Consider the following 26,102-nt stretch of genomic DNA (forward strand, 5'->3'; position numbering starts at 1 on the left):
AGGAATCACCCATGATGGAAACTAATATCGAACCACGTTTTCGGATCTTTGACGTCTTGCAAGCGGAGGACTACGAACAAATCGTCTTTTGCCAAGATCAAGCGTCAGGCTTGAAGGCGATTATCGCGATTCACGATACGACACTCGGACCTGCTCTCGGTGGGCTGCGCATGTGGAACTATGACTCGGAAGAGGCGGCGCTAACAGACGTGCTCCGACTCGCTAAAGGGATGACGTATAAGAACGCGGCTGCCGGTTTGAACCTCGGCGGCGGTAAAGCGGTCATCATCGGCAATGCGAAGACGGACAAGTCCGAGGCGCTGTTCCGGGCGTTCGGGCGTTACGTCCAGTCGCTTAGTGGCCGTTACATCACGGCCGAGGACGTCAATACGTCCGTGGCCGACATGGACTTCATCCATATGGAGACGGATTATGTGACCGGCGTCAGCCCGGCGTTCGGCTCAAGCGGCAACCCGTCACCGGTGACGGCGTATGGCGTATATCGTGGCATGAAAGCGGCAGCGAAGTGGAAGTTCGGTTCGGACTCACTCGCAGGTAAGACGATTGCCGTTCAAGGAGTCGGCAATGTCGCGTATAACTTATGCCGCCACCTTCATGAAGAAGGCGCTCACTTGGTCGTCACGGATATCAACGAAGAGGCGCTCAAACGGGCCGAGACAGACTTCGGGGCAACGGTCGTCAAACCAGATGAGATTTACGCGGTCGAGTGCGACATCTTCGCACCTTGCGCGCTCGGGGCGGTCATCAACGACAAGACGATTCCACAGCTGAAAGCCAAGATTGTCGCCGGCGCGGCGAACAACCAGCTCGCTGAGGACCGTCATGGGGACGTATTAGAAGAGCAGGGGATCCTCTACGCACCGGACTTCGTCATCAATGCGGGCGGGGTCATCAACGTCGCGGATGAACTCGAAGGGTACAACCGAGAACGGGCGATGAAGAAAGTCGAGCTCATCTACGACAACATGATGCGCGTCTTCGAAATCGCAGAGCGCGACGGTGTGCCGACCCACGTGGCGGCAGAGAAGATGGCGGAGGAGCGGATCGCGATGATGTCTCGTTCACGCAGTCAGTTCTTGAAAGTCGAGAAAAGCTTGCTTGGGGGACGCTGATATGGCACGTCAACTCATCCTCGCCATCAACCCTGGGTCGACGTCGACGAAAGTCGGCTTGTTCGACGGTTCAGACGAGATTTTGACGAAAACGGTCCGACACGGAGAGGACGTCACCAGATTGTCACTTCCGGACCAACTGCCCTACCGGGAACGAGAAGTTCAGGCCGTCTTGACCGAGGCCGGCATCGCAGGCGAACAGTTGTCTGCGATCGTCGGCCGCGGCGGCTTGCTCGCGCCGATGCCGTCCGGTACGTACGAAGTCAACACCCTTATGCGGGAGGACTTGACGAGCGGGCGCTTCGGCATGCACGCCTCGAACCTAGGCGGCTTGATCGCCTATAAGCTTGGCAGCGCCTCGAACGTACCGAGCTTTATCGTCGACCCGGTCGTCGTCGATGAGCTCCAGCCCGTGGCACGTCCGACCGGGATTCCGGAAATCGAACGTCGCAGCATCTTTCACGCCTTGAACCAAAAAGCGGTCGGGAAACGATTCGCCGCAGAAAATGGAAGCGATTACAAATCGTTGAACTTGATTATCGCCCATCTCGGGGGAGGGATCACAGTCGGGGCCCACGCACGGGGACAGGTCATCGATGTGAATAACGGTCTCGACGGAGACGGACCGCTCGCGCCAGAGCGAGCCGGCTCGATTCCTGTTGGACAGGTGATAGAACTATGTTATAGTACCAGGTATAAAGAATCGGAGATGAAACAGAAAATCGTCGGTCGCGGTGGACTCTATGCGCACCTTGGCACGTATGACGCGATTGAAATCGAGGAACGCGTGGCGACGGGAGACGAACAGGCATCCCGGCTTTACGAGACGATGGCATATCGGGTCGCCCAAGAGATTGCCAAGCATGGGGCGACGCTCTTCGGGGAAGTCGATGCGATCATCCTCACGGGAGGAATCGCTTATTCCGAGTGGTTGACCGACTATATTAAACAGCGGGTCAGTTACCTCGCACCCGTTCACGTCTATCCGGGCGAAGATGAGCTGAAAGCGCTCGCTGAAGGCGCGCTTCGAGCCATCCGCCAAGAAGAAGCAGTTCGACAATATGAGGGGGATACACATGGCACGAGAATTTGAAGTCGTCGTCATCGGCGGCGGGCCGGGCGGATATGTGGCTGCCATCAAGGCGGCCCAGGCCGGGAAAAAAGTGGCAATCGTGGAAGCGTCAAAACTCGGGGGGACATGCCTACATAGAGGATGCATCCCGACGAAAGCGTTGTTGAAAGCCGCCCACGTCTATCAGACCGCGAAACACGGGGCGGCGTATGGCGTCGAGACCGGGACGGTCACGTTCAACCTCGAGCGGGCTCAGGCGTTCAAGCATGACTTGGTCGCAGGACTTGAAAAAGGAATTGAACACTTGATGAAGCAAGGGAAGATTGAAGTGTTCCGCGGGAAGGCGTCCATCCTTGGACCGAGCATCTTTTCGCCGCAACCGGGGACGGTCGCGGTCGAGGACGAGACGGGTGAGTCTGAACTCATCTTACCGAATCAACTGATTATCGCGACGGGATCGATTCCACGTGAACTTCCAGGTCTGCCGTTTGACCACGAACGCATTTTGAACTCGGACGACTTGCTTCGTTTTGAACAGCTCCCGAGCTCAATCGCAATCGTCGGTGGTGGCGTCATCGGGGTCGAATGGGCATCGATGCTTGTCGACCTCGATGTTGACGTGACGTTGATCGAAGTCGGAGAGCGTCTGCTCCCACTCGAAGATAAAGCCGTTTCGCGTGAAGTCGAACGGTTGCTCAAAAAACGCGGTGTCCGCGTGAAGAAGAACGTGACGGTCGACCCGGAACAGACGACGGTCAAAACGGACGGTGTCGAGTTGGTCGTCGGAGAAGAGACGCTCGCTGTCGACCGTGTGCTCGTCTCTGTCGGGCGCGTCGCGAACACGGAACACCTCGGATTACAGAACACGTCAATCGTCGTCGAGAACGGCGTCATCCAAGTCGATGCGCAATATCGGACGAAAGAACGACATATCTTTGCCATCGGTGACTGTATCGGTAAATTACAGCTCGCTCACGTCGCCTCGGCTGAAGGTGTCAAAGCCGTCGAGACCATCCTCGGTCACGAGCCGACGCCGCTCGACTATGACTTGATTCCACGTTGCGTCTACGGCGTTCCTGAAGTCGCATCGGTCGGTTTGACCGAAGAGGCGGCGAAAGCGTCAGGTCGCAACGTCAAGACGGGCACATATCGCTTCAACGGACTCGGTAAGGCGCGAATCGAAGGGCAGGCGGACGGCTTCGTAAAGCTCGTCTCGGATGAAGAGACGGATGATTTGCTCGGAGTCCATATCGTCGGACCGAAAGCGACCGAATTGATCACGGAAGGCGGTCTTGCCCTTGTCTTGAACGCGACGGCATGGGAGATGGGCCAGCTCGTCCATCCACACCCGGCATTGAGCGAGGCTTTCCAGGAAGCGGCACTTGCCGTAGACGGCTTACCGATTCACGCCTAAGGAGGAAACGAAAATGGAACAAATGACAGTGAATTCATATGAAGAACTCGGCCTCTCGAAACAAGATTTGGTTGCGATGTTCGAGACGATGGTCCGAGCACGTAAAATCGATGAGCGGATGTGGAAGTTGAATCGTGCCGGGAAAATCCCGTTCGTCGTCTCATGTCAAGGGCAAGAGGCGGCCCAAGTCGGTGCGGCGTTCGCACTCGAGAAAGGGACTGACTATATTTTGCCGTATTACCGCGATGTCGCGGTCGTCCTGCATTTTGGGCAAACGGCACGAGACCTGATGCTGTCGGCGTTCGCGAAAGCGGAAGACCCGAACTCGGGCGGGCGTCAAATGCCGGGTCACTTCGGCTCGAAACAACATCGGATCGTGACGGGATCGTCACCGGTCACGACGCAAGTCCCCCACGCGGTCGGCGTCGCGCTTGCAGCGAAACTGAAAAAAGAAGAACTCGTGACGTTCGTCTCGTTCGGGGAAGGCTCGTCGAACCAAGGCGACTTCCATGAAGGTGCGAACTTCGCCGGCGTCCATAAATTGCCGGTCATTCTGTTCTGTGAGAACAACAAGTATGCCATTTCGGTACCTTTGTCGAAACAGCTCGCCTGTGAGCGTGTCTCGGACCGGGCGAAAGGTTACGGGATGCCGGGCGTGACGGTTGACGGGACCGACCCGATCGCGGTGTACGCGGCGGTGAAGGAAGCACGTGCACGTGCCCTGCGCGGTGAAGGACCGACGCTCATCGAAGCCGAAGTCGAACGTCTCGTCCCGCACTCGTCCGATGACGATGACAAGGCGTATCGTTCGGTCGAAGAGTTGGCCGACCTGAAGCATCGGGACGGAAACCAGCTGTTCCGCGCCCGTTTGATTGAAGATGGTATCGCGACTGAAGAAGAGCTCGCGTCCATCGAATCGAACGTCGATACGGAAGTGAACGAGGCGACGGCATATGCGGACAAAGCACCGTATGCATCACCGGAATCGACGATGGATCACGTGTACGAGGGGGATAACTGATGAAAACGTTTATTGAAGCGATCAATGAAGCGATTCATGAAGAGATGGAGCGTGACGAGAACGTCTTCGTCCTCGGCGAAGACGTCGGGGTCCGCGGCGGTGTGTTCCGGGCGACGCAAGGATTGATTGAAAAGTACGGTGAAGACCGCGTCATCGATGCTCCGCTTGCCGAGAGTGCGATTGCGGGCGTCGGCATCGGGGCGGCCATGTATGGGATGCGTCCGATCGCCGAGATGCAGTTCGCGGACTTCATCATGCCGGCTGTGAACCAAATCGTCTCGGAAGCGGCGAAAATCCGATACCGTTCAAACAACGATTGGACTTGCCCGATGGTCATCCGAGCTCCGTTCGGCGGCGGCATTCACGGTGCCCTCTATCACTCGCAGTCCGTCGAAGGCATGTTCAACTCGACGCCAGGACTCAAAGTCGTCATCCCGTCTGACCCGGTTGATGCGAAAGGGTTGCTCAAAGCGGCGATTCGTTCGAATGACCCGGTCCTCTTCTTCGAGCACAAACGGGCGTACCGACTTTTAAAAGCTGATTTGCCGTCTGAAGACTATACGGTCGAAATCGGTAAAGCGGCCGTCAAACGTGAAGGTGACGACATCACCATCATTACGTATGGCCTCTGTGTCCACATGGCACAAGAAGCGGCGAAGACGCTCGAGTCTGAAGGGATTAGCGCACATATCCTCGACCTTCGGACCGTCTATCCGCTCGATCAGGCCGGGATTATCGAAGCCGTCAAGAAGACGGGGAAAGTGCTCCTCGTCACGGAAGACAACAAAGAAGGAAGCATCATCGGCGAAGTCGCAGCCATCATTGCCGAGAAGGCGCTGTTCGAGCTCGACGCACCGATTGAGCGGTTGGCTGGTCCGGACGTTCCGGCGATGCCATACGCCCCGCCGATGGAGAAATTCTTCATCGTCTCGCCTGAAAAAATTGCGGAGCGGGCCCGTCAGCTCGCTGCGTTTTAAGGAGGGCTATTATGGAGCAGACGATTAAAATGCCACAGCTCGGTGAAAGTGTGACCGAAGGAACGATTACGACGTTTCTCGTCAAACCAGGGGACCGTGTCGATGAATATGAACCGCTAGCGGAAGTCATGACGGATAAAGTAACGGCCGAGATTCCAGCGACGAGTGCCGGTGTCATCAAAGAAATCCTCATCGGCGAAGGGGATACTGTCGCAGTCGGCACGCCCGTCCTCGTCATGGAAGTCGAAGCTGCCGTGCAAGAAGAACCGGTTCAAGAAGCATCAACAAAAGAAGCGGTCGTGGAAACTTCGGTTACAGAGGGACGTGCCGAAGCCGTGACGGCCTCGTCGGCGCGCAAACCGAGCGGGAACGGCCGCTTCTCTCCGGCCGTCATCCGCTTGGCGAACGAGAACGACATCGATTTGAATGAGCTCGATGGATCAGGACTCGGAGGACGAATCACACGGAAAGACGTGCTCCGTTACTTATCGGAAGGACGTCCTGTGAAGTCAGGGGCCACCCAAGCGCCGCTACAAGAGACGATGGTTCAACAAAAGCTTGATGTGCCGACTGAAGCCGAAGCGGTCAAAGAAGCGCCGCCTGCGCCAGCACCTGCACCGGAAACGTCATCTGATCGGGTCGAGATGATTCCGACAGCGGGCGTTCGCCAAGCGATCGCCACCAACATGGTCCGCTCGAAACACGAGGCCCCGCATGCGTGGCTCATGATTGAAGTCGATGTGACAAATCTCGTGGAAGCGCGCGCCAAATTGAAAGATGAATTCTTTAAACAAGAGGGCGTCAAGTTGACGTTCATGCCGTTCTTCATGAAGGCGGCCGTCGAAGCGCTCAAGAAGTATCCGATGATGAACTCGGAATGGGCAGGCGATCACATCAAAGTGCATAAAGACATCCATTTATCGGTCGCCGTGGCGGCAAATGATGCGTTATACGTCCCGGTGATCAAACACGCGGACGAAAAGAACATCAAAGGGCTCGCCGTCGCCTTACAAGACGTCGCGTCGCGTGCTCGCGCGAACCGCCTGAGTGCGAACGAGATGCGAGGCGGCACGTTCACGATCAACAACACGGGGGCGTTCGGTTCCATTCAATCGGCACCGATTTTGAACTACCCGCAAGCGGCCATCCTCTCGGTCGAGTCGATCGTGAAACGTCCGGTCTGGGTGAACGGTATGTTCGCGGCCCGCGACATCGTCAACTTATGTATGTCGGTCGACCACCGCGTGCTCGATGGCCTCGTCGCTGGTCAGTTCTTACAGGCGATGAAACAGTCACTCGAGTCGATTGACCCGAACACGTCTAGCGTTTATTAATGAAAAAAGAGATGGTCCTTTGTCAGCGTGACATCGGACACATCTCTTTTTTTTACAGCGAACGCTCAATCAACCGTTCCACATCTTGTTGAATCCGTCCACTTGTCAGGTCGCTGACGTCGTAGCTGAGGCGATGCGTCGACTCGTCCGTTCCTGTCAAGTCGGCGAACAGGCTTCCTAAATTGTGTACGCTCTTGTCGACTTGAATCAATACGTCGAGTGACGTCTCGTCTTGCAACAGGACGACTTCAAGTTCATCGAGCTTACGTCCAAAACGAGTCCCGTTTGGGGAATATTCGAGCTCTTGGGCGATCGGCAGGCGGCCGGAACGGTGACGGGCCGGCAACATCTCCGTGTCGGCCTTCTTCAAGCGGAAGCCGATGGCGTCGATGGCGTCGAGGACGGTTTGTTGCGCACGGTTCGGTTTGACGACGATGGCGTCCTCGTCTTTCGGGTCGACGGCTTGCGCGATGTCGAGTCCGGTCTCGATCCATGATTTGGATTGGCTGACGGATAACGGCGTATTATACGGGACGTGTATCGTGAACGGAATCTCTTTCACTTCGTTCGGGCCGATTAAAAACGGCGCCTCGTTCAACGACACCTTCTCGATCGTGAACGTCGAGTACGTCGGTTTATCGTTCACCTCGTGCTTATACAGCGTATTGAAGAAGATATAGATGCGGTCGACCGACTGTTCGACGTTCCCGCCTTTCACATGGACGACTCCGTTAAGCTGACCGCCTGGCTGACAGTTGCTGTCGGCGAGGCGCGTGTCGACGGTCGCGGCGCCGACCCCGATTGATGAAAGCAGTTTTTTGAACATGGTACTTCCTCCTTTGACGTTTGCACGGCTTCGTGTAATAGTATGTACGGATGAACGAATTGAAAAGTTCCGAAACTAATCAAAAAGGAATGATTGAAGTGGAATACGCACAATTAGTGGACCGCCTGAAGACGGCAATCGATCGTGAAGAGCTGGTCACGGCGACGATCAGTCAGCCTCGGTCGAAATCGAGCGACTTGCGACGCGTCAAACTGAAGCCGGTCTTGTTGAAAGAGACATATCATATACAGTTTGAGTACCAATATGAGCGGGTGATGAAACATAAAAATTTACTGCGGGATGAAGCGATGCAAGAACTCGTTGCGCTGCTCGATTCGTTCCGCCAAGGACAGTTCCAATTGAAGTCCTCTGATGTTCAATTCCAATTGTCTAAGAAGTTCAAAGTGACGTTCAAAGAGCGTCAGACGACGGCAAAACAAGTCCAGTTGACCCATAACCGCGAAAAACAGTACGTGTTGCCGTTACATGAGCCGGTACCTTTCCTCATCCGCCTCGGCGTGCAGTCAGAAGACGGGAACGTGAAACGACAAAAGTATGATAAGTTCAAGCAAATCAATCGTTTCCTCGAATTCATTGAGGACTCGATTAAACATTTGCCGACGGACCGGACGATTCGCATTCTCGATTTCGGCTCAGGCAAATCGTATTTGACGTTCGCCCTTTACCATTTCCTTCATGAAATGAAAGGGTATGACGTTCACATCACGGGCCTCGACTTGAAGAAAGAAGTCATCGAGGAGTGTGCCGGGATTGCCCGTGATTTAGGATACGAGCGGCTCGAGTTCCTTGTCGGGGACATCAACGAATATGAGGGCGAATCCGCGGTCGACATGGTCGTGACGCTCCATGCTTGCGACGTCGCGACGGACATGGCGCTCGCACGGGCCGTCCGGTGGGGGGCGAAAGTCATCTTGAGCGTCCCGTGCTGCCAGAAAGAGTTGAACCGTCAGCTCGATGCAAAGCCGTTAGACGTGATGCTTCAGCACGGGCTGATCAAAGAACGGTTCGCCTCACTCGCGACCGACTCGATTCGCGCCGAGTTGCTCGGCTTTGTCGGGTATGAGGCACAGCTGCTCGAATTCATCGATATGGAACATACACCGAAGAATATCCTGATTCGGGCATTTTTTACAAACCGGGAGGCGTCGGCAGAAGAGCGGGCCCGTTATATGGCGTTCAAATCGCTGCTCGGGGCTGACCCGTTCCTCGAACGAGAATTGAGCGATAGACTTGTTTTCCCGGCCAAAGAAGACGTAAAATGAGAAAGAACAGATGTCAGAAAGGGGAAACGATATGGATTTTCAATTATACTTCCAAGATGTAGTCGAACAGGCACGAAATGAGGTTCGCACCGCAGGATATACAGAATTAACGACACCAGAGGAAGTCGATGCCGCCCTCAAAAAAGAAGGGAAGACGCTCGTCCTCGTCAACTCGGTATGTGGTTGTGCCGGTGGGATTGCCCGTCCGGCGGCGGCTTATGTCAACAAGATGGAAGGGACGAAACCGGATCACTTCGTGACCGTCTTTGCTGGTCAAGACCGTGAAGCGACGGATCGGGCTCGCGAGTATTTTGAAGGATATGCTCCGTCATCACCTTCAATCGCGTTGCTTGAGGACGGCAACATCGTCACGATGGTCGAACGCAGCACGATCGAGTCGTCGACAGCGGAAGAACTCGTCGACCAACTTCAAACGTTGTTCGATATTTATTACGCATAACGGACAAGCGCAGAGGCACCGCCTTTGCGCTTTTCGCTAAGAAAGGAACCGATTCGATGGAACCAGTCGTTAAGATTATGAGCGAAGCCGAGTATACGATTGCGTTATCACGCGGTGAAATCAATGAACCGATGCTTCAATCGGAAGGATATGTCCGCTGTTGTACCCCGCAGCAGATCGGGCAATATGTGCGCCGTTATTACCCGAATGAGCGGGTCGTCCTCGTCTCGTTCCATGTCGGGCGTTTGGGGAGCTTGTTGCATTACGAGATGGATGAAGACGGCGAACGCTATCCGCACGTCTACAGTGCGATTCCAATCACCTCGGTCAAACGCGTCCAACCGTATGGCTCGCGAGACAACGGTACGGTCACTTATTTTGCTTACGAGCGAATGTGACCGTATTTTTTTGTCGTTTATGCATGAATATGCTTTACAAGTTATAATTATGTGTATATAGTGGTTGAAGGACAAGTCAGACATATGAAGAGTCAAAGAACGATTGAGTCATATTCACATATATGTCATAATTTTGTTAATGTTCTGATTATTTCATCTCAATGGAGAAGGGAACGATGATCATGAAAAAAGGTTTTCTAGCATTATGTATCGCAAGCCTCGCGGCTTTCTCGGTCGCCTGTGGCGCCGACGTCAACGAGGGAGGCTCTTCTTCTGGAGGCGACGAGGATAAAGTGCTCGTCATGGGTACGAGCGCAGACTACTTCCCGTACGAGTTCGTCGACACGGCGAACGGGGACGAGATTGTCGGATTCGATATCGACATCGCCAAACAAGTCGCTGAAAACATGGGGTATGAACTAAAGATTGAAGATATGGACTTCGGCAGCCTCCTCGGAGCGCTCAACGCCGGTCGTGTCGACTTCGTCATGGCGGGGATGACACCGACGGAAGAGCGGAAAGAGAACGCGGACTTCTCAGACATTTACTTCACAGCGAAGAACTTGATCTTGTCAAAAGGAGATGCCATTCAGTCGCTTGAAGACTTAGACGGCAAACAAGTCGGCGTCCAGCTCGGGTCGATTCAAGAAGGCATCGCCAAAGACCAAATCCCGGGGGCGGAAATCGTCTCGTTGAACAAGATCCCGGAAATCATTCAAGAAATCAAGACGGGCCGCATCGATGCGATGGTCATCGAGGACACGGTCGCGAAGAAATACTTAGATCAAGACAGCGAACTGTCGACGTTTGAAATCGTTGACGAAGAAGAAGCGGGATCGGCCGCGGCTTTCCGCAAAGACGATGAACTGCGCAATCAGTTCAATGAAGAGTTGAATAAGTTGATTGAGAGCGGAGAAATCGAGAAGTTGGCTCAAAAATGGTTTGAAGAAGAAGCCGCACCAGCGGAATAATTCATGTACGAGGCTGACTGGAATATCGGTCAGCCTTTTTTAGGAGGAACTCACAATGGATTTTAGTCGGATTTATGATTCAATCCCTTACATTTTAGAAGGGATTCCGGTCATGTTCCAAGTCGTGCTCGTCTCGGCACTGTTCGGAATCACACTCGGGATCGTGATCGCTACGTTTAAGATTATCCCGAACCGGTTCGTCAATTTCATCGGACATGCGTATACGGCCGTGTTCCGTGGGACGCCACTCATTTTACAACTGGCGATCATCCACTTCGGTCTCCCGCAGTTGACAGGCTTCATCACGACACCGTATCAATCGGCCGTCATCGCCTTCTCGCTCAACTCGGCGGCCTATATCTCGGAGATTATCCGAGCCGGGATTCAAGCCGTCGATAAAGGGCAATGGGAAGCGTCTGACGCACTCGGCGTACCTTATGTCAAACAGCTTCGGTCAATCATTTTGCCGCAGGCGTTCAAGAATATCCTACCGGCGCTCGTCAATGAGATGATTACACTCACAAAAGAATCGGCGCTCGTCTCGACAGTCGGAGTGCTCGACATCATGCGTCGCGCCCAAATCGTCGGTGGGCAAAAGGCGATCTACTTCGAACCGCTTCTGTTCGCTGGTGTGATATACTTTACGATAGTGATGGTGTTGACGTATCTCGGTCAGCGCCTTGAAAAACGGCTTAGAAAGAGTGATGGCAGATGATTCAAGTTAACGATTTATACAAACAGTTTGGTGAGTTAGAAGTATTGAAAGGCATCACGACGACGATTGAGCGTGGCGAGGTCGTCGCCGTCATCGGCCCTTCCGGTTCAGGGAAGTCGACGTTCCTTCGTTGCCTCAACATGTTAGAGGTCCCGACGTCCGGGACGGTCGTTGTCGATGGGTTCGAATTGACGAAAAAGGGTGCCAACGTCGCCAAGGCGCGCCAAAACATCGGGATGGTGTTCCAACAGTTCAACTTGTTCCCGCACATGAACGTGCTCGACAACTTGACGTATGCGCCAATCAACGTGTTGAAGGTGAGCAAGGCCGAGGCGGTCGAACGGGCGAAGAAGTTGCTCGAGCGGGTCGGTTTATCTGAAAAAATAAACGCTTATCCGAGCCAACTGTCCGGTGGTCAAAAACAACGGGTCGCCATCGCCCGTGCACTCGCGATGGAACCGAACGTCATGTTGTTCGATGAGCCGACGTCTGCGCTTGACCCAGAGATGGTCAACGAAGTACTCGACGTCATGAAAGGACTCGCCGAGACGGGAATGACGATGGTCGTCGTCACACACGAGATGGGCTTCGCACGTGAAGTCGCGGACCGTGTCCTCTTCCTCGATGAAGGGATTTTGATGGAGGAAGGTAAACCCGCGGACCTGCTCCTCAACCCGCAGACCGACCGGGCGAAGCGTTTCTTAGAGAAAGTCTTGTAAGTGAACCGTTCCAGCTGACACCAGTTAAGGGAGGAATCATGATGAAGATTACGTACTATGGCCATGCAACTGTGTTATTCGATATGGATGGGGTGAATGTCCTCATCGACCCGTTCTTGACGAGCAACCCGCACACGGACGTCGATCCAGCGACCGTACCGGCTGACTATATCTTGCTCACCCACGCCCATTTCGATCACATCGAGGACGTGGAATTGATTGCAAACAAGACCGGGGCGACAATCGTCGCGACCCACGAGCTCGCCACGTATTATGAGAAGAAAGGCTTCTCGGTCCACGGGATGAACATCGGCGGTGGCAACGCCTTTCCGTTCGGCCGTGTGACGATGACGCAAGCGTTTCACAGCTCCAGCCTCGACATGGGCGACACCCCGGTTTACATGGGCATGCCAGGGGGCTTCATCATCGAGACGAACAGCTTGACCGTCTATCATGCAGGTGACACGGCCCTGTTCTCCGACATGAAGCTGTACGGGGAGCGGTTTGAAATCGATGTCGCCTTCCTCCCGATCGGGGACAACTTCACGATGGGACCGACGGACGCGCTCGACGCGGCGCATTGGCTACAAGCCAAACGGGTCGTCCCGATTCATTTCGACACGTTCCCGCCAATCAAACAAGATGCCCGGGCATTCTGTGACCAGTTGCATCAACGCGGTCTCTTGATTGAACCGAACGCGACGATTGAGATTTGATGCAATCGAACGAGGTGATTGACGCGACGGAACGCTTCGTCGCGGAACTTCATGGAAACGACCATACCGGACACGACGTCGCCCACCTCGAACGGGTGAGGCGACTGGCCGAAGTGCTCTCTGACGGACTAGCGGTCAACCGACTCGTCGTGACGCTTGCGGCTCTCTTGCATGACGTCGAAGACCGTAAGCTCGGTCGGGAAGCGGGACTCGTGAAGCGTCATCTGGATTCACTCGACGTGTCAGACGCGTTGCGCCGACACGTCTTGGATGTCATTTCGGAGACGTCATACTCAAAAGGTTCGGCGCCGTCCTCGCTGGAAGCGGCAATCATCCAAGACGCCGATCGGCTCGATGCGATGGGGGCGATCGGCATCGCCCGGACGTTTCAATACGCCGGTGCGAGCGGCACCGCGTTATATGGAGAATCGAGCGCAATCTCACATTTTCATGAGAAATTGCTTCGGCTTCTTGACGGCATGCATACGGAGGAAGCGAAACGAATCGCGCGTGCACGCCATACGTTCCTCCTGACATTTTTGGAACGGTTCGAGGCGGAATGGAACGGAAGCGACATATGAAATGGCCGAGGAGCTCCTCGGCCATTTATTGTTAGAATGGATGTTTATTGAGCCAGTGACCGCCATCGAGCGAGATGCATTCCCCGTTCAAATAACGCATCTCATCCGACGTCATCCAAAACGCCAAGTCGGCAATCTCTTCAGGTGTGCCGAAGCGGCCGAGCGGGACGTTCCGTCGGATGCGTTCCACTTCCTTTACGTGGACCGCGAGTTTATCGGCGCCGCCCGTCCGTTCAATCGGTCCCGGGCTAATCGCGTTAATGCGCGCGCCGAACTGATAGCCCCATTCCACCGCGAGCGTCCGCGTCAAATTGAGGACACCGGCTTTCGCGGCGGCGCTCGGTGCGACACCGGCCCCGGCCTGCCAGGCGTAGGAGGCGACCATGTTGATGATTGAGCCGTCGCGTATCTGTTCAACTTCCCAATGTTTTCCGAGCGCATGCGTGCAGTTGAACGTGCCGTTTAAGACGATGTCGATGACGCTCGTCCAACCGTTCGGCGTCAAGTCGAGCGTCGGACAAACGAAGTTACCGGCGGCGTTGTTCACGAGCGCATGCACCGGTCCGTAGGAGTCGATGATGCGTTCAAGTGCCTTCTTGCATCCATCATAGTCGCGGACGTCGTGCTGGACGGCCAACGCCTGTCCAGTGTCGATCGCGTTCAGCTCGGCCATCGCCTCATCGAGCCGTTCTGCGTTTCGGCCGCTGATGGCCACGTTCCAGCCTTCTTGTTTGAACTTGAGCGCCATCGCTTTCCCCATACCGGACGACCCACCTGTAATCCAAATCGTTTTCATACATATTCCCCCTTTAAAAATGAATGGTCGTTCATTTATGTATTCTTGATGTGACGGGGAAATTCCTGCAATGAAAAAAGTGATGGTGTGCACCATCACTTGATTCGTTCATAATATGCAGAGCCTAGGGCACGGTCGATCCGATACATCGTGCCGGCAACTTTCTCACCCCAGTACGGGTCTGAAGCGTAATAGATGTTGATGCCTGTTTGTTTGTTCCCTGGGTACGGGCCACGCGCATACGCCCCGGTCACATACTTCTCGGCGAACAATCGTGACGCCGCATCGATGCTCGCCTCGACGGTCTCGAACGCCGCCGCGTTCCCGCTCGGGTCGTCATCGGTCGCCTTGAAGCCGAACAAGTTGTTCTTGTCTCGGGCGATGGCCGACGTGCCGTAACTCGACTCGTGCCCGGCAACGGCGAGGAGGAACACGGCGTTGATGCCATGTTTCGCTTCTGCGTCCTTGAAGGCGGCACCTTTTCCTTTGAGCGGAGAGTCAGCGAGCGTCTCGAGAAAACGGTCTAGTTCAGCCGCTCCGTATGGGGCAGGTGTCTCGATTGAGGCGAATTGATAGGGCGAGGCAAACACGTCGCGAACGTTCTCCGTATAATAGCGATCCGGCGCCGCCCCGCCGGCCGGTCCGACGAGAAACGTGCCGGCCAAAAAGTCGTTCGCCTCGACGGTGTGATACACGTCGCCGTCACGGACTTCATAGAATCCGCGTCGCTCGACGAGTGCGTCCGGATAGAGCGTCATGTTCGCGAGCGGCACATACACGTCCGCGCCTGAGATGCGCACCTTCAAATGGTCGTTCCCACGCTCAAGCAATCGCAATCGAGTACCTCCGGCCACGTACGACTGCCGCTCGGACAAGGCGGCGTCTTTAAAGAGGTAAGTGACCTCGTCCGTCGGCGTCACGGCGATACCGGAGCCGGTGAAGTCGATGACGTCACCATCGGGTCCGACGAGGGCGCGCTGTTCGCCTTGTTCCATATAGGCTCTTGCCTCATCGAGCGACTCGAACTGACGCGTCTCGGTCGTGCCGTCGACGTACGTCTTGACCGTATACGTGCCGACGGAGCGTCCCTCGAGCCAAAGAAACCCAATGACGGCGATACCGAGGATGACGAGGGAAGGGAGGATTTTTTTCTGTTTTGTCTTCATGTTCCATCACTTCCAAACATAAGGATTGCCAAACACGCGAAACTAGTGAACAATTTTGTATGAGAAAGGGGGGGTTCGATGAAAATCGGGTCACGTACGCTGAAGACGGCCGTCGCCGCCGGGATCGCGATGCTCATCGCTGAGACGATTCATTTGGATTACTATGTGTTCGCAGCCATCATCGCCATTCTCAGTATTCAAGAGACGAGGAAGAAATCCTTCCGTGCCTCGTATGAACGGGTCATGGCGAGTTTGATCGCCATCGGCATGGGTGCGCTCATGTTCACGCTCCTCGGCTACTCACCGGCCACGCTTACGTTATATTTTGTCATGTTTATCCCGCTCGTACAACAGCTCAAACTGCAGGACGGGATGATCACGAGTGTCGTCATCTTGACGCATCTGTATACAGAAGGTCGATTCACGATCGAGTTGTTCATGAACGAATTACTGTTGATTGCGATCGGTGTCGGTGTCGGGCTCATCGTCAACATGTACATGCCGGCACTCGACCGGGAGATTGAACGCATTAAAGACAATATCGACCGGGCGCTCGCCGTGTATTTTTATGACATCGCGGCTTGTGTCGAGACAGGTATCTATAACGACCACGCCATGATGCTCTTGAAGACGCGCGATTATTTGAAGCAAGGAAAAGACCTCGCGCTTCGCCGGATGGGGAATTCGATCGGGAAACGGAACGAGGATATGGATTACCTCTACTTCCGGATGCGCGAGCGCCAGTATGACATCTTGAAACGAATCGTCGACAACGCCCGTGAGATCACGCTCGTCGTCGATGAGGCAAAACCGGTCGCGACGTTCCTCCGCCTTGTCGGGGACAATGTGAATGAGCGGGCCGACGCGTCGGCGTTCCTCCGTGAGCTCGATGCGACGATCGACCACTACCGAAAAAACGTACCCCTCCCCACGTCACGTGAGGAATTCGAGGTACGTTCGTCGCTGCTCAATATCTTGTCGGATGTGAAGAGCTACTTGATTTTAAAAGAGCGCTACATTCTGCTGTTAAAAGAACATGGCCATGCTCGAGAGCACCGTGCTGAGCAAAAAGATTGATACGATGACGACAACGCCGATTTGAATGATGCGCTGTCGTTTCTTTTGTTTATTTTTCATGTCGTTCCTCCATTACACGTTTGACCCCATTGTACAGAATGGAAAACGTTCGTGCAATCGTCATGAGTTTGGTATAATGACCAAGAAATGTTTGGATGGAGGGATGGTTTTTATGGTAAACGAGACACGCGTGCTCGACACGTTTTTAGGACTTGTCGGCATCGATTCAGAAACGAAAGAAGAAGCGGTCATCTGTGAGCACTTGAAAGCGGTGTTCACTGAACTCGGCTGTGACGTCTATGAGGATGACGCATCGACGAAGACGGATCATGCGGGGAATAACTTGATCATAACCGTTCCGGCTACGAAAGAAGGTGTCGACCCGATTTATTTCACGGCGCATATGGATACGGTCACGCCTGGTAAAGGCATCAAGACGAGTATCAAAGACGGCTACGTCATCACGGACGGGACGACGATCCTCGGGGCGGACGATAAGACCGGCCTCACGGCGATGATTGAGCTCGTGCGCGTGTTGAAAGAGGAAGCGATTCCGCACGGTCAAATCCAGTTCGTCATCACGGTCGGCGAAGAGTCGGGCCTTGTCGGGGCGAAAGTGCTCGATTTGTCTAAAATCGAAGCCAAGTTCGGTTTCGCGCTCGACTCGGACGGCCCGGTCGGGGACATCATCGTCGCCGCGCCGACGCAGGCGAAAGTGAACGCACGGATTTACGGGAAGACGGCTCATGCCGGCGTCGCACCTGAGAAAGGGGTGTCGGCCATCCAAATCGCAGCGAAGGCGATTGCGAAGATGCCGCTCGGGCGGATTGATGAAGAGACGACGGCAAACATCGGACGGTTCGAAGGCGGTCGAGCGACGAACATCGTCTGTGATTACGTCGAGGTGTTCGCGGAGGCGCGTTCGCTCATCCAGGAGAAGATGGAAGCACAAGCGGACGCGATGAAGCAAGCGTATCTTGAGACAGCGGCCACTCTAGGTGGACGTGCGGAAGTTGACATCGACATCATGTACCCTGGCTTCAAGTTCGAAGAAGGTGACGAGGTCGTCGAAATCGCGAAAGCGGCGGCTGCTTCAATCGGCCGTCCGACGCGCATCCTTCACTCGGGCGGTGGGTCCGATGCGAACGTCATCGCGGGAGGCGGCATTCCGACGGTCAACCTTGGCGTCGGCTATGAAGAGATTCATACGACGAACGAGCGGATGCCGCTCACAGAACTGTATAAAATCGTCGAGTACGTCGTCGAAATCGTCAAGCACGTCGCCACACCGAACAAGTAACCAAAAAAGAGCCGACATGACGTCGGCTCTTCGTATGTGTTCGTGCAATTATGCGGCGAACTCCAGCGACTCGAGAATAAGTTCATCGGTACAGTGAAGTTCTAGTGCTATGTCGTGAATGCGGATTGAGGTGCCTTCTTCTTGTTGGTGTTTGCGATTCAACAAAGTCGCTCGTTCCCGAATCACTTGATAGACAGTGTCGGAATGGTCAACTGTTTTCATCACGGATCACATCCTTTTCAACGATTACGTTAAGTATAGCATGGAACGGTGTACAAGAAAGGACAAAATTATTTATGAAGTTACATTTTTTAGGAACTGGGTCAGGGATGCCTTCGAAACAACGGAACGTGTCCGGGCTCGGTTTGACATTACCGAAACAGACGTGGTTGTTCGATTGCGGCGAAGCGACACAGCATCAAATCCTCCATACGTCATTGAAGCCAAGGAAAGTGTCTGCTGTCTTTATCACCCATCTCCATGGCGACCACGTCTTCGGCTTGCCGGGTTTTTTATCGACGCGCTCGGCGCTCGCGGGGACGGACCCGCTCACGCTTTATGGGCCGAAAGGGATTAAGAAATGGCTCGAGATGACGCTGAACGTGACGGGGTCATATCTAGGGTATCCGTTGACCATCGTCGAGTATAGGGATGGAGACGAATTTCTCCAGGACGGTCATCGCGTCACGGTGAAAAAGCTCGAACACCGTTTTCCGTCGTACGGGTTCCGGATTGAGGCGCCGATTCGCCCAGGGACGCTCCTCGTCGACAAAGTGAAGGCGCTCGGCATCCCGAACGGGCCGATTTACGGTCAAATCAAGCAGGTTGAGACGTTCGAGTTTGAAGGGAAAACGTACGCGTCTAAAGAATACGTCACAGAGCCAGTCACCGGGCCCGTCATCGCAATTCTTGGGGACACGGTGCCTTGTGAGAATGCGGAGCGGCTCGCCCGGGACGCAGATGTGCTCGTCCATGAGGCGACGTTCATGGAGGCCGAGGCAAAACTCGCCCGACAATACGGTCATTCGACGACGGTCGAGGCGGCAGCGCTCGCGAAGACGTGTCGTGTCGGTCAATTGATCGTGACACATATCTCGGCACGCTATCAAGGACGGGAGTCGGAGTTTAAGGCGGAAGTCGTCACGGCGTTCGGCAATAGCCACGTCGCGTCCGACTTTGATGAAATCATAGTGGGGGATTGATGTGACTATTCAACTTTACGTGTGGCTAGGGTTTCTCGTCATCAGCGTGTTGCTCGGCCTGCGCTTGAACCAGCTGAAAGAACCGGAACCGCGCTTCTTCTTAAAGTTCTTGTTCTACTCATTGCTCGGAATCGTCTCGTTCCCAATCGGCGGATTCCATATTCCAATCGGTTTTTTGTTATCTTTCTTGTTTTTCCCGAAACGGAACAGCCGTTACAAATGGTACGGGGCACTCGTCGGCTTCTTTTTCTTTATCGTGCTGTTGTTCGTCCCGCTGTTCGACCAATCCGAGTTTCGGGCCGAGTCGCAACAAATCGGGGCCGTCTCGATTCAAGATGATTCGTTTGACCAGATGACGAACCACATCTTGCGTCGGGTCAACGCGGAAGGGATTAAGCTCGACCGCAGCAAAATGGTGTTCACCCGGGACGGCGACTTGCAGTCACTCGAGTACTTGCTCCTCGTCGAACGTAGCAATTCGTTCCAACAGATTCGCATCACTTACGACGAATCGGGCGAATTGTCTTACCGGCAAGTCGATGAGTTGAACAAAGATTCAGGGCGTGCTTTTTTCGAAAAACTCGTCGACTTTGATCGTGTGTTAAGTGCGGTCGGGGACACGGAGTGGCAAGACTTCGTGGACCAAGTGAACGCGCCGCTCGTCCAGCTCGCTTTTGACGGCCTGTACGACATGTATACGTATGAGAACGAGGCGATGTTCATGATTAACCGGGAAGGCCGCGTCGTCAAGTTTTGGCTCCAACGTGACCCGGTGCTTGCCAACAGCATCCAACTGTCGGGGCTCACCCGAGAAGGAAGGAGCACCGGAGAGCGTTATATTATTTTATACAACTATTCCATTCACCAACGAGAGGATTTGACGGACCAATGAAACGATTACTCCTGTTAGGCTTACTCGTCCCAATGCTCACGGCTTGTGCCGGGACTGGGACCGAAGAGGCAAGCGACGGATGCGCCGTCGAACCGACCATCTCTGTATACAACGCGGCGACGGAAGAGACGCTCTTCCATGAGAAGAGCGTCTGTCTCGATGAAGGGGCGACGGTCATGGATGCGCTCAAAGCGACGGAACTAGAGATTGAATCGGTAGGCGACGGAGAGATGACATACGTCACCGGAATCGATGGCATCGAGGAAAAGTCAGAAGGGCAATCATCAGGTTGGGTGTATGCATTCAACGGTAGCCCGGGTGACGAAGGTGCCGGAGCGAAAGAAGTCGAGTCGACCGATATCATTCAATGGCGTTTTGAAGAAGATGCGATTTCTTTCTTCGAATGAGGCGGATTGGGAGCGAAGACATCCGGTCACGCTCCTTTTCTTTCTTTTGGCGCATCTGTACGTCATCGTCCATTTGAACGGATCGCTTTGGCTCTTATTCGGCTTGGTCGGTCTGCTCCTCATCGAGCGCCGGTTTCCGCTGGCGATGACCGGTGTGCTCATCGCGTTCACGCTCATCTCGTTTTCCCCCGTCTTGATTGGATGGGACGTTTCGACGGCGCGGGTTACGCGTCAACTCGTCCAATTGGCGACGTTCTTGTTCGGGATGGTCTGGGTCAGTCGTTTCCTAAAGCTTGATCGGCTGTTGCCTTTACTCGAGCGTTGGCCGCGGTCGACGAAACTTCTTTACGGCGGATGGGCGCTCATTCCTTCGATGGAACGGGCCGTGCGTCTGTCCTTGAAGAGTCATGCGCGTCAAGACTGGCAGGAGGCGGTGGTGGTAGGGATTGAGAGCCAACGCGATGAGCCCGTATACGCGAAGGCGCGGCTGCGACGCCTCGGCTTGCATGACGTCACCCATCTGATTGTCATGGGGATTTGTTTCATAGCGATTTATTTAGGGTGGCCAGTCATTTGGTTACTGTATCCGTATTTAACGAAAGGAGGGCTACGCGATGGAATGGTTATCTTCCGGACAGGGACGAGTCGATGAGTGGGTGACCACCAATGGCGCGACGCCCGTTAAACTCGATTCACCGCTCGCTGGCAGGGTCGCCTCCTTGCTCATCGAGGAGGACCCGTTATATGGGTCCGAGGTCGTCGCCATCTTGCAAATCGATCACTTGCTCTATAAGCGGTTCGATGAATGCTCGAGCGGCGAACGCCAACTCGTCCGAATCGCCTATGCGCTCATGAGACGGCCACAGGCGCTCGTGTTACATGAGCCGTTCCGCCATCTTGATCGATATCGTCGCGAGCACTTGACGATGTTATTGGAACGTCTCACCCATCTCGGCGTCAAAGTGGCGTATACGGAGCGCGCGCGTGAGGCCGGTGCCGCATCCGCCTTTTCAGTCGCCCCTTCAATTGGGGAAGTCGAGATTTCGGCTCGTGACGTGTCTTACCGTCATCCGCTGCAACCTGCATATGCCGTCGAACATGCGACGTTCACGGCGGACAAGCCCGGCTTGACCGTTTTGATTGGCACGAACGGGAGCGGAAAGTCGACACTACTCGAGCTGCTAGCGAAAAGCATTCGCCCGCTTCAAGGGAAAATCAAGCGAGTGGGACGCCCGCTTTATTTACCGGCCGAGGAAGAATACGGTCCGTTCCCGGAGGCGTCGAACCGTCGGGTCGCCCAGCTGGCGGCCGTTCTCGTCGCGGATGTCCCGGTCGTCTTGCTCGACGAACCGACTGTCGGTCTGACAGATGAAGAGCGGCGGCATTTTTGTCGGGCGCTCCTTGAAAAGCGACAGACCGCTCAGCTTATTTGCGCGTCTCATGATCCCGTCCTTCTCGAGCATGCCGATCGAGTCGTGTCGCTATCGAATGGCACCATCGTCTTCGATGGAACAAAAGAAGCATTCTTGGAACGGAGTCTCGTATGGTCACATTCCTCGTCGGCGCTGTGATGGCGTACGGGTTAATGTCCCGATTCGAACGGACGACAACCCCATTGGCCGTGTTGACCCAGCTGCTCGCCGTGGCCGTCATCGGTCGTTGGCTGTTCGTCGCCATTCCGAACGTCCAACCGACGACGGCAATCATCATGTTGACCGCACTGTATTTTGGGTGGACGAGTGCCGCGATGCTCGCCTTGTTCGTCCCGGTTTTATCCGGACTGTTGCTCGGACTCGGTCCGTTCGTCTTGTATCAGTTTCTAGGGTGGCTCGTCGTCGTGACGACGGTGGTCGCGCTTCGGCGAATACTTATGAAGTCGAGACTCTTGCTCGGTCTCACCGGTCTAGCGGCGGGCTTTCTGTTCGGATGGACGACGAACGTCGCTTACGCCGAGGTGATTGGCAGTGAATTCGTGAATTTGCTCATCTTGAGCGTACCGTTCGACTTGGCCCATGGCGTCGGTAACGTTTTCTTCTTGCTCGTCTTGCGAGATCTGTTTGTTCGCATATTTGTCCGGGACGAAGGGTAAATGTTATGGAAAGAGTGAGGTGATGCATCGTGAGTGATTATATCAACGTCTATGAATTTGGCATGTTCCTCTTCATCGGATTGTTCTTCATCGGACTTCATATCTTTTTCATTCTTCGCCGCTACGTCCGGACGCGTTATGCGATGGTCGGGGTGCTCGCCGCGAGTGTCTGGCCGGCACTCATGATCGTCTTGTCCATCCAGTCCATCGACTTGGTTCAAGCGATCATGTCACGGGAAGCATCGACCGCTTCCATCCTCGCTGTCACGAGCGTGGCTGTGACCGGGCTGATGCTCCTCATTCCTGCAGTCGTCCTCATCAAGCGCCTGTTCCACGTCGTCGATTGGCCGACACGTAAAAAACCGTAAAGCGCCGCAGCGCTTTACGGTTTTTCTATGCGTTCGGAACTTGTTCCACTGCCGCGTCGGTCGGTTTTTGGAAACGTCGTAAAATTTCGAGGCTGACGGCGCGTGGCATTAGTTTCGCCGCGCCGACGAGCAATTGGTTCGATAGCCCTGGCACGATGACACGTTTATTGTTCATGACCCCTTTGTATCCGAAGAAAGCGACAAGGTGCGATGGCATTTTCGATACCATCATCTCGCTGCCGGCTCGATTGAAGAAGCCTGTGTCGGTCGGACCCGGACAGAGGACGCTGACGTGAACACCGGTGCCTTTCACTTCGGCATGAAGCGCTTCGGTGAGGGAGAGGACATACGCTTTCGTCGCATAATAGACCGCCATGTATGGACCAGGCTGGAACGCTGCGACGGAGGCGACATTTAACACATGACCGTGATTGCGGCGGACCATGTCTGGCAAATAGGCCTTCGTCAATTCCGTCAAGGCGTTGACGTTCAGGCGGACTTCTTCGGCTTCGGTCTCTGCATCCAAGTCGATGAACTCCCCGGCCGTGCCGAACCCGGCATTGTTGATGAGAAAGTCGACCGTCAACCCGGCTTCTTCGATGGCGTGGGTCAGTCGCTTCGCAGCCTGATGTTCCGACAAATCGAGGGCGAAGACGTGGACGTTCACCCGGTATCGCTTTTCGAGCACTTTCTTCAATTCATGTAGGCGGGGCTCGTTTCGTGACACGAGGATGCAATCATACCCATCGCGGGCAGCCAATACGGCGAGGTCGAGACCGATGCCGGTCGAGGCTCCAGTGATTAAAGCTGTTTTGGACAAAGTGGTTCACTCCTTTAGAAAAGTCATACATTGTTACTCATTTCTTCACGAGATGTTAAATTCCTGCCTCGCTCGCATATCGAAACGTATGCTAGAGTATAGCAAGAATATGTGATTAGACTCACAAAGTCAGGAGAAGAGAATGAGATGATGATTCAGTTAATCGCGACGGCGCAAAGCGTCGCGCAAGCAGAAGCACTTATGTTAGCGGGGGCAGACCGTCTCATCGTCGGAGAATCGACGTATGGATTGCGTCACAAAGGTGACTGGTCGCTCTCGGCTGTGAGAGAAGTCACAGCGCTTGCACATCGCTATGGAAAAGAAGTCACGGTCGCCGTGAACAACTTGATGCACAACGATCAAATCGCGTCATTACCGGACTATTTGAGCGCGTTAAAAACGATTGGGGTCGACAGTGTGACGGCCGGCGACCCTGGTGCGATTTCATTAATCCGTAAAGCCAATATCCCCTATTGGTACGACGCTCAAACGCTCGTCACGTCGGCCCGGCAGATTCAATTTTGGGCGAAGCGGGAAGCGATTGGTGCCGTCGTCGCCCGTGAAGTGACGTTGACCGAACTTAATCAGATTCAGCGTCAACTTGGTCTGCCGATTGAGGTACAAGTATACGGTCCGACATGTATCCACCATTCTAAACGTCCACTCGTAACGAACTACTTCAACGAGTTAGGACGAAACGAGTCGGGGGAGATGCGTGAATATTATATAAGCGAACCGAATGATGAAACGAGCCGTTATCCGATTTATGAAGATGCGAACGGCACCCACGTCTTTTCAGAAGATTTGACGTTAATGGCCCAACTGCCCGAACTGTTCCGAAACGAGCTTCATACGTGGAAACTCGACGGATGGCATGCCGGGGAGCGGTTCGTAGAAATCGTCGCCTTGTTTAGTCAGGCCCGCTCGCATTTGTTGAACGCCAAGTTTGACCGAATCGAGATGGAGCGGCGGTTAGCCGAACTCCAACCTGAACCGTTCCGGCTCGGGACCGGATTACTGTTACGAAATCCAGAAGAGATCAAGTGAGGGAACGATGATGAGAAAACGACCAGAGTTATTGGCACCGGCAGGAAACTTGGAGAAATTGAAGATGGCGATTCGATACGGCGCGGATGCGGTCTATATCGGCGGGCAACAGTTCGGTTTACGCTCGCGCGCCGGAAACTTTAGTTATGACGAAATGCAAGAAGGCATTGCGTTCGCCCATGCGCATGCGGCGAAAGTGTACGTGGCCGCCAACATGGTTACGCACGAAGGCGATATCGAAGGGGCGGGCACGTTCTTCACGACGTTACGTGACATCGGGATTGATGCCGTCATCGTCTCCGATCCAGCGATGATTGAGGTCTGTCTCTCGGAAGCACCTGGGCTTCCGGTCCACTTGTCGACACAAGCCTCGGCGACGAACTATGAGACGCTTCGATTCTGGAAAGAGGAAGGGTTGGAACGGATTGTGCTCGCACGTGAAGTGTCGATGGAAGAAATCAGGGAAATGAAGCGACACGTGGACGTCGAGATTGAGACGTTCGTTCACGGGGCGATGTGCATCTCGTATTCCGGTCGATGTACGCTCTCGAACCATATGGCGCTCCGAGACGCGAACCGAGGCGGCTGTGCGCAGTCTTGTCGGTGGAAATATGGGTTTTTTGAAGCCGATGGACTTTTGACCCCGGCTATGGAAGCCCGAGACGAGGAACCGTTCTCGATGAGCTCGGTCGATTTATCGATGGTTCGTCACATTCCAGACTTGGTCGAGGCGGGTGTCGACAGTTTAAAAGTGGAAGGACGGATGAAGTCGATTCATTATGTGGCGACGGTCTGTAACGTGTATCGAAAAGTAATCGATGCCTATTGTGACGATCCCGAAGCGTTCGAATTCGACCCGGCTTGGGAAGAGGAGATTTGGAAAGCGGCCCAGCGTGAACTATCGACCGGCTTTTATTACGGGACGCCGACCGAGAAAGAGCAACTGTTCGGACAGCGACGTGCCATCCCGCAATATGCGTTCGCGGCGCGCGTCATCGCATACGATGAACAGACTCGTGAAGCCACGCTCGAACAACGAAACCATTTCCGATGTGGGGAGGAGGTTGAGTTTTTCGGTCCCGGTTTTACACGGTTCACACAACGGATTGAGGAAATGTGGGACGTCGAAGGGAAGCGCATCGAGACGGCCCATCAGGCGATGATGACCGTTCGTGTCCGCGTCGATTATCCGGTCGGCGTCGACTTCATCATGCGCAAGCGAAAAGTCAGAGTGAAGGAAACTGCCGCGATTGAAACGTGACACATCGCACAAGACAACATAGTCGACCGTTCCATTCAATCTTGCTACCCTATTACC

Annotated in this window: 30 protein-coding genes; 25 read left to right on the forward strand and 5 right to left on the reverse strand. The window is 54.5% G+C overall.

All coding sequences use genetic code 11. The features are described 5' to 3' along the window. Nucleotides 1-11 precede the first annotated feature (11 nt). Genes RT52_RS14765 through RT52_RS14790 form a run of 6 tightly spaced genes read left to right on the forward strand, consistent with a single transcriptional unit; the run spans nt 12 to nt 6,951 of the window. Entirely contained in the window at nt 12-1,133 is a 1,122-nt protein-coding gene (locus tag RT52_RS14765; RefSeq protein WP_034818119.1) for a Glu/Leu/Phe/Val family dehydrogenase, read from the forward strand. A 1-nt stretch (nt 1,134) separates the two neighbouring features. Then, on the forward strand, nt 1,135-2,226 hold the full coding sequence (buk, locus tag RT52_RS14770; RefSeq protein WP_034818121.1) for a butyrate kinase: 1,092 nt from the start codon (nt 1,135-1,137) through the stop codon (nt 2,224-2,226). After that, nucleotides 2,210-3,619, forward strand: coding sequence for a dihydrolipoyl dehydrogenase (gene lpdA / locus RT52_RS14775; protein ID WP_034805965.1), 1,410 nt, complete (start codon nt 2,210-2,212; stop codon nt 3,617-3,619). The genes buk and lpdA overlap by 17 nt, the downstream gene beginning before the upstream one ends. A 22-nt stretch (nt 3,620-3,641) precedes the next feature. After that, entirely contained in the window at nt 3,642-4,640 is a 999-nt protein-coding gene (locus tag RT52_RS14780) for a thiamine pyrophosphate-dependent dehydrogenase E1 component subunit alpha (RefSeq protein ID WP_034806047.1), read from the forward strand. Beyond that, a complete protein-coding gene (locus RT52_RS14785; protein WP_034818123.1) occupies nt 4,640-5,617 on the forward strand; it encodes an alpha-ketoacid dehydrogenase subunit beta in 978 nt (325 codons plus the stop codon). The genes RT52_RS14780 and RT52_RS14785 overlap by 1 nt, the downstream gene beginning before the upstream one ends. Nucleotides 5,618-5,628: 11 nt before the next feature. After that, nucleotides 5,629-6,951, forward strand: coding sequence for a dihydrolipoamide acetyltransferase family protein (locus RT52_RS14790; protein ID WP_034818126.1), 1,323 nt, complete (start codon nt 5,629-5,631; stop codon nt 6,949-6,951). A gap of 52 nt (nt 6,952-7,003) precedes the next feature. Here RT52_RS14790 and RT52_RS14795 read toward each other — a convergent pair whose 3' ends face one another. Then, complete coding sequence (locus tag RT52_RS14795) at nt 7,004-7,777, reverse strand: sporulation protein (protein WP_034818128.1); 774 nt, start codon at nt 7,775-7,777, stop codon at nt 7,004-7,006. 98 nt (nt 7,778-7,875) lie between these two features. Between RT52_RS14795 and RT52_RS14800 the strand changes: the two genes are divergently transcribed. The 8 genes from RT52_RS14800 (at nt 7,876) to RT52_RS14835 (ending at nt 13,620) form a co-directional block, all read left to right on the forward strand. After that, nucleotides 7,876-9,060, forward strand: a complete 1,185-nt coding sequence (locus RT52_RS14800; RefSeq protein WP_034818130.1) for a class I SAM-dependent methyltransferase — start codon at nt 7,876-7,878, stop codon at nt 9,058-9,060. 31 nt (nt 9,061-9,091) lie between these two features. Beyond that, nucleotides 9,092-9,520 (forward strand): BrxA/BrxB family bacilliredoxin, encoded by a 429-nt coding sequence (locus RT52_RS14805; RefSeq protein WP_034818132.1) that lies wholly within the window; start codon nt 9,092-9,094, stop codon nt 9,518-9,520. A 56-nt stretch (nt 9,521-9,576) separates the two neighbouring features. Continuing rightward, the gene (locus RT52_RS14810; RefSeq protein ID WP_034805977.1) at nt 9,577-9,918 is read left to right on the forward strand and encodes a DUF952 domain-containing protein; all 342 of its coding nucleotides are present in this window, start codon (nt 9,577-9,579) and stop codon (nt 9,916-9,918) included. Between the two features lie 182 nt (nt 9,919-10,100). Beyond that, entirely contained in the window at nt 10,101-10,889 is a 789-nt protein-coding gene (locus RT52_RS14815; RefSeq protein WP_051622579.1) for a transporter substrate-binding domain-containing protein, read from the forward strand. 55 nt (nt 10,890-10,944) lie between these two features. Further along, entirely contained in the window at nt 10,945-11,604 is a 660-nt protein-coding gene (locus RT52_RS14820; RefSeq protein WP_034805980.1) for an amino acid ABC transporter permease, read from the forward strand. Next, on the forward strand, nt 11,601-12,323 hold the full coding sequence (locus tag RT52_RS14825) for an amino acid ABC transporter ATP-binding protein (RefSeq protein ID WP_034805982.1): 723 nt from the start codon (nt 11,601-11,603) through the stop codon (nt 12,321-12,323). Before RT52_RS14820 ends, RT52_RS14825 begins: the two co-directional genes overlap by 4 nt. Before the next feature lie 41 nt (nt 12,324-12,364). Next, nucleotides 12,365-13,039 (forward strand): metal-dependent hydrolase, encoded by a 675-nt coding sequence (locus tag RT52_RS14830; RefSeq protein WP_034805984.1) that lies wholly within the window; start codon nt 12,365-12,367, stop codon nt 13,037-13,039. Further along, the gene (locus RT52_RS14835; RefSeq protein ID WP_034805987.1) at nt 13,039-13,620 is read left to right on the forward strand and encodes an HD domain-containing protein; all 582 of its coding nucleotides are present in this window, start codon (nt 13,039-13,041) and stop codon (nt 13,618-13,620) included. Before RT52_RS14830 ends, RT52_RS14835 begins: the two co-directional genes overlap by 1 nt. Nucleotides 13,621-13,651: 31 nt before the next feature. On the opposite strand, the gene fadH is transcribed toward RT52_RS14835, so the two are convergent. Further along, nucleotides 13,652-14,416 (reverse strand): 2,4-dienoyl-CoA reductase, encoded by a 765-nt coding sequence (fadH, locus tag RT52_RS14840; protein WP_034818134.1) that lies wholly within the window; start codon nt 14,414-14,416, stop codon nt 13,652-13,654. A 95-nt stretch (nt 14,417-14,511) separates the two neighbouring features. Then, entirely contained in the window at nt 14,512-15,582 is a 1,071-nt protein-coding gene (locus tag RT52_RS14845; protein WP_034818136.1) for an N-acetylglucosaminidase, read from the reverse strand. 78 nt (nt 15,583-15,660) lie between these two features. On the opposite strand from RT52_RS14845, the gene RT52_RS14850 reads away from it, so the two are divergent. Both RT52_RS14850 and RT52_RS14855 read left to right on the forward strand, forming a co-directional pair. Next, nucleotides 15,661-16,659, forward strand: coding sequence for an aromatic acid exporter family protein (locus RT52_RS14850; protein WP_034805996.1), 999 nt, complete (start codon nt 15,661-15,663; stop codon nt 16,657-16,659). Between the two features lie 172 nt (nt 16,660-16,831). After that, complete coding sequence (locus RT52_RS14855) at nt 16,832-17,959, forward strand: M20/M25/M40 family metallo-hydrolase (RefSeq protein ID WP_034805998.1); 1,128 nt, start codon at nt 16,832-16,834, stop codon at nt 17,957-17,959. Between the two features lie 48 nt (nt 17,960-18,007). Here RT52_RS14855 and RT52_RS16500 read toward each other — a convergent pair whose 3' ends face one another. Then, nucleotides 18,008-18,181, reverse strand: coding sequence for a hypothetical protein (locus RT52_RS16500; protein WP_167331260.1), 174 nt, complete (start codon nt 18,179-18,181; stop codon nt 18,008-18,010). A gap of 74 nt (nt 18,182-18,255) precedes the next feature. Between RT52_RS16500 and rnz the strand changes: the two genes are divergently transcribed. From rnz to RT52_RS14890, 7 genes are read left to right on the forward strand one after another with little or no spacing between them, the layout of a single operon-like run. After that, complete coding sequence (gene rnz, locus RT52_RS14860; protein ID WP_034818138.1) at nt 18,256-19,161, forward strand: ribonuclease Z; 906 nt, start codon at nt 18,256-18,258, stop codon at nt 19,159-19,161. A 1-nt stretch (nt 19,162) separates the two neighbouring features. After that, nucleotides 19,163-20,053 carry a hypothetical protein gene (locus tag RT52_RS14865; protein ID WP_034818140.1) on the forward strand — a complete coding sequence of 297 codons (891 nt, stop codon included), beginning with the start codon at nt 19,163-19,165 and terminating at the stop codon, nt 20,051-20,053. After that, nucleotides 20,050-20,460 carry a DUF4430 domain-containing protein gene (locus RT52_RS14870; protein WP_034806005.1) on the forward strand — a complete coding sequence of 137 codons (411 nt, stop codon included), beginning with the start codon at nt 20,050-20,052 and terminating at the stop codon, nt 20,458-20,460. Before RT52_RS14865 ends, RT52_RS14870 begins: the two co-directional genes overlap by 4 nt. Continuing rightward, nucleotides 20,438-21,112: a hypothetical protein gene (locus RT52_RS14875; RefSeq protein ID WP_034806006.1), complete on the forward strand. Its 675-nt coding sequence runs from the start codon at nt 20,438-20,440 to the stop codon at nt 21,110-21,112. The genes RT52_RS14870 and RT52_RS14875 overlap by 23 nt, the downstream gene beginning before the upstream one ends. Then, nucleotides 21,075-22,031: an ATP-binding cassette domain-containing protein gene (locus tag RT52_RS14880; protein WP_034818142.1), complete on the forward strand. Its 957-nt coding sequence runs from the start codon at nt 21,075-21,077 to the stop codon at nt 22,029-22,031. The genes RT52_RS14875 and RT52_RS14880 overlap by 38 nt, the downstream gene beginning before the upstream one ends. After that, nucleotides 22,004-22,549 carry a hypothetical protein gene (locus RT52_RS14885; protein WP_034806008.1) on the forward strand — a complete coding sequence of 182 codons (546 nt, stop codon included), beginning with the start codon at nt 22,004-22,006 and terminating at the stop codon, nt 22,547-22,549. The genes RT52_RS14880 and RT52_RS14885 overlap by 28 nt, the downstream gene beginning before the upstream one ends. A 29-nt stretch (nt 22,550-22,578) precedes the next feature. Then, the gene (locus RT52_RS14890; protein WP_156028832.1) at nt 22,579-22,917 is read left to right on the forward strand and encodes a hypothetical protein; all 339 of its coding nucleotides are present in this window, start codon (nt 22,579-22,581) and stop codon (nt 22,915-22,917) included. A gap of 25 nt (nt 22,918-22,942) precedes the next feature. Here the strand turns inward: RT52_RS14890 and RT52_RS14895 are convergent, their stop codons facing one another. After that, on the reverse strand, nt 22,943-23,737 hold the full coding sequence (locus tag RT52_RS14895) for an SDR family NAD(P)-dependent oxidoreductase (RefSeq protein WP_034806010.1): 795 nt from the start codon (nt 23,735-23,737) through the stop codon (nt 22,943-22,945). A 147-nt stretch (nt 23,738-23,884) separates the two neighbouring features. Here RT52_RS14895 and RT52_RS14900 point away from each other — a divergent pair, with 147 nt between their 5' ends. Then, nucleotides 23,885-24,784 (forward strand): peptidase U32 family protein, encoded by a 900-nt coding sequence (locus tag RT52_RS14900; protein WP_081852735.1) that lies wholly within the window; start codon nt 23,885-23,887, stop codon nt 24,782-24,784. A gap of 10 nt (nt 24,785-24,794) precedes the next feature. Further along, nucleotides 24,795-26,045: a peptidase U32 family protein gene (locus tag RT52_RS14905; RefSeq protein ID WP_034818290.1), complete on the forward strand. Its 1,251-nt coding sequence runs from the start codon at nt 24,795-24,797 to the stop codon at nt 26,043-26,045. Nucleotides 26,046-26,102: the final 57 nt, after the last annotated feature.

The sequence above is a fragment of the Exiguobacterium alkaliphilum 12/1 genome (assembly GCF_000714435.1).
GTDB classification, from domain to species: domain Bacteria; phylum Bacillota; class Bacilli; order Exiguobacteriales; family Exiguobacteriaceae; genus Exiguobacterium; species Exiguobacterium alkaliphilum.